The organism is Acinetobacter sp. AOR18_HL (genome assembly GCF_027855145.1).
Classification (GTDB): domain Bacteria; phylum Pseudomonadota; class Gammaproteobacteria; order Pseudomonadales; family Moraxellaceae; genus Acinetobacter; species Acinetobacter pittii.
Genome location: NZ_JAKTIG010000048.1, coordinates 23,901 through 30,875, shown reverse-complemented (window position 1 = coordinate 30,875; position 6,975 = coordinate 23,901). Strand labels below are relative to the sequence as shown.

Below are 6,975 nucleotides of genomic sequence, written 5' to 3'. Positions count from 1 at the left end.
ACCAACAATGTGAGTGATTCACAGGTACTTGGTGATTTACTCGATCAGATTCCACAAGATGAGAGAGTTGACTCCGTCTATACCGATGGAGCTTATGATACCAAACAGTGCCGACAGGTCATTGCGGATCGGCAAGCACATGCAGTGATTCCACCAAGAAAAAATGCGAAGCCATGGAAAGATAAAAAGATGAGCTCGCTAGAACGCAATGAGTTGCTTCGAACAGTTAAACGTTTAGGAAGAACTATTTGGAAGAAATGGTCAGGCTATCATCGGCGAAGTTTGGTTGAAACCAAGATGCATTGCATCAAATTATTGGGGGATAAACTCAGTGCGAGAAATTTTCAAAGCCAAGTCAATGAGATTCATGCACGTATGGCAGTATTAAATAAATTTACGGACTTAGGCAGACCACATACCCGAGTTGTCACTTAAATTTGAGTAGATATGAGAAGTCTTAACTTTTAAATCTTTGTGCAACAAAGCCCCTTCAACACCATTTAATCCTTTAAAGCTTAGTAAACAAATTCGTGAGGAATGTGTCTGGCCACCAAAATCGGATGGTATATGGGGAGAAGATCAGCAAAGTTTTAGTTATTGTCTTGCCTTAGTATCAAGAATTCATGGAATAACAACCTCTAATACCTTTAAATTTGTTTTTCAATCCAAAGGCCTACCAACACTTGTAGAAAAAATCGATGATTTCTATGATTCAAATAAAAAAATCTTGAGAATAGACTTAAGTGATGTTTGATGTGTGCTGAAAAAACAGGAGGATTACCGCATTGAAATGGAAGTAACGACAATAGCCATTGCGGGAGAATCGGTTCGAATTCTATTGTGGCATTAATGTTGCTCGGGTAGTGATATTTTAGTTCATCTATGAACTTAGTTGCATCATATGGGGGCGTTATAAAAACAGAATTAAAATAAATTTTAAGTACATAAAGCATGAGTATTATCAAAATTAGAGAAAAACCAATAAATATCATTTTCGGCGATTATTTGCTCAAAAAATCAAAGTTCTTCATAATTTCTACATATTTTATAAAATTGGTATAGATATTGTATTTATCTAGGCGGTTTTAATCCAACCTAGAGGAAATGATGATGGCACAGCCACAAGTGAACCTACAAAAATCAATTTTAAATACTCCCTTGACTCGACGCTCTATTTTGATTGGGGGAATGACCTTGCCTGCGGTATCCATGCTTACGGGCTGTGGTGGCGGCGGAGGTGGTGGTGAGGTTGAGTCGGATGTGGTGATACCGATTGCACCGTTTGACCCAGATACAACACCGCAAATTCCAGATCAAGGCGAAAAGACTGAGCCCGAACAAGGTACTGAGCCGATCATTAGTCCAGATGCGGTGAAAATGAATGTGGGGATCTATAACTTTGAATATAATTCTTTTGCGCAATTACGTGCACGTCGCAAAGTAAGTAAAGGTACAGCAGGTTCAGTTTTGGTGACCAATAAAGATGGTACTGAAACGGCTTGGGAAAGTATCGTAGATTATGTCAAGCGCTCGGTCGATCATCGTTTTGTATTGTTGTACCGAGGGATGTTGACTGCTTTTGCTGAGCGCCCACCACAAGACTATGATGTCACCTTTTTTACTGCTCCAGAATTTTATTGGAATGTGCCTTGGACTGATTTTTTGAATACGGATGAAGTCTTGGTAGTTGCAGATTTATTTTTAGAACTCGTCACACAGAAAGTCCGTAGTTTGATTGCTAAGTTTCCTGAATGTGATTATGGAAAACTGGTACTTCTCCCAGGAACTATCGCAGTGTTAAAGCCATCAGTAAATATTTTTAACAAAGATGGTAGTGATGCCAGCACCGATAAAAATCCAATATTAGAAGCAACGAACCATTTGGTATGTGTGCATAATCTGTCTTTAAATGATGAGCATCAGCGCCCTGCATATATGGTTTGGCCAAAACGCACTGTGTCTTGGATTGACTTCATTGGTGATAGAAGATGTGATCGAGGGGATGAACTTGGTAATAATGCCAGTAATCCTGATCTGGAGAACTATGCACATGTTTGTACTTTAAATGGAGAGGAAAAGCTGGTGGTAAAAATCCAGCGAGTTTCGTCTGATAAAGTTCAAGCCTTTGATGATTATGGTCGTCAATTATTGGACACCACATTTAATAATGAACTAATTGAAGGCTTGCCATTTGGGATAAATATTTGTTTGGACTACGCAGTTGCCAGTACGACTACAGATAAGTATCGCATGGCACAGCTAAAAAATACCGAGTTTAAATTGGATTTTGTAATCTCTGCTGGTATTGGTCTAGTTGCAAAAAACTATCAAGATGCTTCAACGGTACAGTACGCCATTCATAATGATGGTATTCAAGGTAGTAATCAAAACCCATATCAAGTCAAATATGAGTATTTTAGTAATGTTTCGCAAATTTTTTATGATAAGCGAATAGGGGCACCATACCTTCTGTCATTACCTGCACTTGGAACGACCGCTGATGGCTCAAGACAATCTACAACGATGATTTCAGTTGATAACAGCACAGATTTTACTTATCCAGAACGTTATTCAGGGATGCCATCAATTACTGATGAGATTAATTCAGCCAATGTTCGGGTTTGGAGTTTGCCTGTTGATGTGACTGACACCTTGAAGACGCAAGAAACAGTCACTGCAATGAAGTCTGAAAACTGTGAAGCGGCTGTTGCATAAATTTGCTTGATTCGTTTTGGGAATTTATAAGATGCGTGGTTGAGCTCAGTTTTTGATCTCAACCACAGTGGGGTAACACCGTTTCAGTTATTGTTCTGGTGGTTATTCTAGTCGCTGTGGTGAAAGTATATTTTGTAAATTATCTAAATAGTTTTGACGAAGTGAAAGTTTGCACTGCGATCGTGTGATTGAGCTGGATTTAGTCAATTTTGATGTATTCATTAAATCATTGCACATCATTCTTTCATAATTTTCATATTTAGATTGAATGCTTTTTTTATTTATGTGAGGTTTTTTATTATCTAATATTTTATTTATTTTATTTATTTTATTATTAATATCTTCCAATTCTTTTTGCGTACAATCTACTGCAAGGTTGAATCCTTGTTTGTGGTCTGATATGCACCTTTCATATGCTTTTGAATATCCTTCTGATTGATTGTTTTTCGGAGGGTTTTGGCTGTCTATAATACTGCTTTTAGTAGTCGTGTACTTTGTGTTGTGTGATATGCCACTATCGCTTGCCTTTGCACAACTTAATGATAATAAAGCAAATAATAAGGTGGTAAGTATTGTATTGTTCATGCGTTGATCCTCGATTGTATACAGCTAAAGCTGTAGTTAAGCTCAATAAGCATCAGTTACTATATGTTTTAGATAAAGACTTGTAAAATAAAAGTGTGAATTAATTTTCCTGATAATGGTTGATTAAAATTTGACGACACAATAATTTATTTTTAATTTTTTATTTATTTTTAAGTTCTTTGGTGTAGTATTTATTTTAAGTTATTTTTTTGTTTAGGTGAGGGTTGTGAAATGGCAGGTCTATCAATTTGGCATATTTTATTGTTCTTGATTATTGTTGTTTTGCTTTTTGGTACATCGAAGCTCAAAGGGCTGGGTCGTGACCTAGGTGGTGCGGTTAAGGATTTTAAAGATTCAGTAAAAAATGAAGATCAAGATCAAAAACTACTTGCCGAAGATACTTCGGTGATTGATGTGTCTAGTCATACCGTTCGAGATGCGTCACATACGCAAAAGTAATTTTCATCATTTGGCATAAAGGTGGTTTAACCAATGTTAGATATGGGATTTAGTGAAATCTTACTGTTTGGTATTGTCGCTATTGTGGTGCTTGGTCCTGACAAGTTACCACAAGCAATGCGTACAGTAGGGCGATGGTATGGAAAAGCTCGACGCTTAATGCATAGCGTGCAGCACGATATTGAGAAGGAGCTCAATCTGCTCGAGATGAAAGAACAAGTTCAGCGTGAACTTGATCAAATCCGTGCAGTAGAACGAGATATGCAACAGCAGTTGGTTGAAATGAGAAAGAGTGCTGAAGATATTGCGAGTACAAAAGCGCAACAAGGGCAAAGTAATCCAGCTGCTCAACAACCTGCACAAAGTATAGGAGAGTAGATGATGGCTTCTTCACAAACTCAACAAAGTGATCAGCCGTTGCAGTCTATGCCATTGATGTCGCATGTGATTGAACTGCGTAAATACTTGATGCGGATATTGATTGCGGTTTTTGCCGCATTCTTTAGCATGATTCCATTTGCCAATGACTTGTATGAAGTGCTTTCAAAGCCTTTGCGTTTACAGCTTCCTGCAGATGCGACCATGATTGCCACGGATATTACCACGACATTTATGGCACCATTTAAGCTCAGCTTTTTTATCGCAGTAATCGTGGTGATGCCATACATTCTGTACCAGATTTGGCTTTTCATCACGCCAGCTTTGTATAAGCAAGAAAAACGTATTGCAGTACCATTGCTCGTATCAAGTATTGTATTATTTTATGTTGGTATCTCGTTTGCGTACTTTATAACTTTACCTGCAGTGTTGGCATTTTTCTTACATGCAGCACCCGAGGCAGTTGCACCAATGACTGATATTAATAGCTATCTGAGTTTTTGCTTGAAATTATTTTTGGTCTTTGGGGTAACTTTTGAAGTGCCTGTAGCGACATTATTATTGATTTTGGTGAACTTAGTTTCCGTGGAAACACTGACTCGAAATCGACGTTATGTGATTGTTGGCTGTTTCTTTGTTTCGATGTTTATTACGCCACCAGACGCTCTTAGTATGGTAATGTTGGCGATTCCGATGTGGCTACTTTTTGAGATTGGGTTGATGTTTGGGCGTTTTATCGAAAAGTCCAAAACGCCACAAACTGCTTAATTGTAAGTCAAAGTATGAGTGGTAGAACTAGTAAGCTAGTTGTGCCATTCATGGCTGAATTTCTATTGTTTAGGCTCTGTATAAAGTTTTGCATGATGATTTTAAAGTACAGGAAGTACTTGGCAAAACAAAAATTCTAAAACTAAGCCAATCAGAAAAATAATAGGTTCTGCGACTAAATGTGTCGTTCAAAAAACTATTTTAATCTGGTAATAAGTCTTTGGGGCTAATTTGTAAAACCTGTGCGATTTGATACAGCTTATCTACTGTCAGATTGACTTCTCCACGTTCGATACGCCCTAAATAGCTACGATCTATTTCACATTTTAAAGCTAATGATTCTTGAGTAATGCTTGATTCGGTTCTTTTCTGACGAATAATTTTCCCAATCTTTACTGCTAACGCTGTCATTTTTACTGGAAAGTATAAAAAACAGTAATATCAGTAATTGAGGACTATAAATCCACGGACTATAATCCTCTTTTATTTGCTGGGCAGTCCATTATGAAAAATTCCGTACATCTACCTTTTTACAATGAGTTTATGGACATCTTTACAAATTATGAAATTAAAAATTGGCAGGCTAAACATTTTTGGGAAAAAATGATCATTGGTAAAAAATCTAAAACTAAACAACATCGGCGACTGATGTATGTGGGATTGCGAGTTTTAGTAAGGTGCAAGTACTTAGAAGTAGATGTATCAGAATCTACATCATGAACCGTACCGGGTTTGTCGGAGACTCAGTATTCTGAGAGAATGTTCCGATGACCAAATTAAAATATACCCCTGAAATCAGAGAAAGAGCGGTTCAATTATTGATTGAATCTGAAAAAGACTATCCATCTAATTGGGCTGCGATCACAGCTATTGCGCCTAAGATTGGTTGTACTCCTGAAACACTTCGTGCTTGGCATCAAAAGCATTTAGATGAGCAAAATCCTATCAAAGTACAACAGATCTCTGATCAAGAAAAAATGAAGCAAATGGAACGTGAAATCAAAGAATTAAAGCGTGCCAATGAAATTCTGCGTAAAGCAGCCGCTTTTTTCGCCCAGGCGGAGCTCGACCGCCCACACAAATAATGGTGGATTTCATCCATAACAATAAGGCGTTATATGGTGTTGAGGCGATTTGTAGGATTTTACCGATCTCAGCTTCTACCTATTATCGAACACTAGATATTGCTGAAAACCCAGAACATCGAGCAAAGCGAGATCTACATGATTTGCATCATGCTGAACAAATTAAACGAATTTGGAAAGAAAGTTCAGGTCGATATGGTGTACGTAAAGTTTGGCAACAACTGAAACGTGAAGGTTATGTTATTGCACGCTGTACTGTTGCTCGATTAATGAAAAAGCTAGGTATACAAGGTGTTTGGCGAGGTAAGAACAAACAAACCACCCGTAGCCGAGATGACCAAAAACGAGCAGATGATTTAGTGAAACGTAATTTTACTGCTGATCATCCTGACCAACTGTGGGTCAGTGACTTTACGTATATTCAAACTCATTCAGGCTGGGTCTATACCGCCTTTATTATTGATGTGTTCTCACGAGCAATTGTTGGCTGGAAAGTATCTACACGAATGAATACAGATATAGTGCTCGATGCATTAGAGCAAGCATTGCATGATCGAGGCATGCCAAAGAATGTGATTCATCATTCCGACAGAGGTGTGCAATATCTTTCCATTCGTTATACCCATCGTTTAGAAGCAGCAAATTTACGAGCATCAGTCGGTACGAATGGTGATTCATACGATAATGCTTTGGCTGAAACGGTGAATGGCTTATACAAAACAGAGGTGATTGAATATCTAAAAGCAGATTGGCAAGGTTTAGCAGATGTACAACTTGCGACACTAAACTGGGTAGATTGGTTCAAAAAAAAGCGTGTACACAGTGCACTGGGTTATGTATCGCCTTTTGAGTTTGAAGCAATGTACTATGATAAGATTAACCCGTTAGGTCAGGTGGCCTAACTTAAATAAAAAGGTCTCCGGCAAACCCGGTATGGTTCATTTTTTATCTATTTAGATTTCTATATTTCTATATAGATAAGTAG

General features: G+C 37.9%; 7 protein-coding genes, 2 pseudogenes and 1 other annotated feature. Of the genes and pseudogenes, 7 read left to right on the top strand and 2 right to left on the bottom strand.

Going from position 1 to position 6,975, the window contains the following annotated elements; translation table 11 throughout:
- The 3 genes and pseudogenes from MKL51_RS12835 to MKL51_RS12825 all read left to right on the top strand — a co-directional run.
- Window positions 1-435 (top strand): annotated as a pseudogene (locus MKL51_RS12835) (IS5-like element ISAba13 family transposase); the annotation flags it as partial.
- 52 nt (window positions 436-487) lie between these two features.
- A pseudogene (locus MKL51_RS12830) lies at window positions 488-751 on the top strand (ATP-binding protein); the annotation flags it as partial.
- A gap of 356 nt (window positions 752-1,107) precedes the next feature.
- Window positions 1,108-2,715, top strand: coding sequence for a hypothetical protein (locus MKL51_RS12825; RefSeq protein ID WP_005130205.1), 1,608 nt, complete (start codon window positions 1,108-1,110; stop codon window positions 2,713-2,715).
- A 102-nt stretch (window positions 2,716-2,817) separates the two neighbouring features.
- Here MKL51_RS12825 and MKL51_RS12820 read toward each other — a convergent pair whose 3' ends face one another.
- A complete protein-coding gene (locus MKL51_RS12820) occupies window positions 2,818-3,300 on the bottom strand; it encodes a hypothetical protein (RefSeq protein ID WP_004740156.1) in 483 nt (160 codons plus the stop codon).
- Between the two features lie 231 nt (window positions 3,301-3,531).
- Between MKL51_RS12820 and tatA the strand changes: the two genes are divergently transcribed.
- From tatA to tatC, 3 genes are read left to right on the top strand one after another with little or no spacing between them, the layout of a single operon-like run.
- Window positions 3,532-3,759: a Sec-independent protein translocase subunit TatA gene (gene tatA, locus MKL51_RS12815; RefSeq protein WP_002123495.1), complete on the top strand. Its 228-nt coding sequence runs from the start codon at window positions 3,532-3,534 to the stop codon at window positions 3,757-3,759.
- 33 nt (window positions 3,760-3,792) lie between these two features.
- Complete coding sequence (gene tatB / locus MKL51_RS12810) at window positions 3,793-4,137, top strand: Sec-independent protein translocase protein TatB (protein WP_002123497.1); 345 nt, start codon at window positions 3,793-3,795, stop codon at window positions 4,135-4,137.
- Complete coding sequence (gene tatC, locus MKL51_RS12805) at window positions 4,138-4,905, top strand: twin-arginine translocase subunit TatC (RefSeq protein ID WP_002123494.1); 768 nt, start codon at window positions 4,138-4,140, stop codon at window positions 4,903-4,905.
- 201 nt (window positions 4,906-5,106) lie between these two features.
- On the opposite strand, the gene MKL51_RS12800 is transcribed toward tatC, so the two are convergent.
- On the bottom strand, window positions 5,107-5,316 hold the full coding sequence (locus MKL51_RS12800; protein WP_002123499.1) for a helix-turn-helix domain-containing protein: 210 nt from the start codon (window positions 5,314-5,316) through the stop codon (window positions 5,107-5,109).
- Window positions 5,317-5,672: 356 nt separating this feature from the next.
- Here MKL51_RS12800 and MKL51_RS12795 point away from each other — a divergent pair.
- Window positions 5,673-6,892 (top strand): IS3 family transposase gene (locus MKL51_RS12795; RefSeq protein ID WP_107908566.1). Its coding sequence is split into 2 segments (ribosomal slippage): window positions 5,673-5,949 and window positions 5,949-6,892, totalling 1,221 coding nucleotides; the frame shifts between segments, so codons are not numbered across the junction.
- Window positions 5,948-6,064, top strand: a sequence feature (AL1L pseudoknot). Its footprint overlaps the gene before it by 117 nt.
- Window positions 6,893-6,975: the final 83 nt, after the last annotated feature.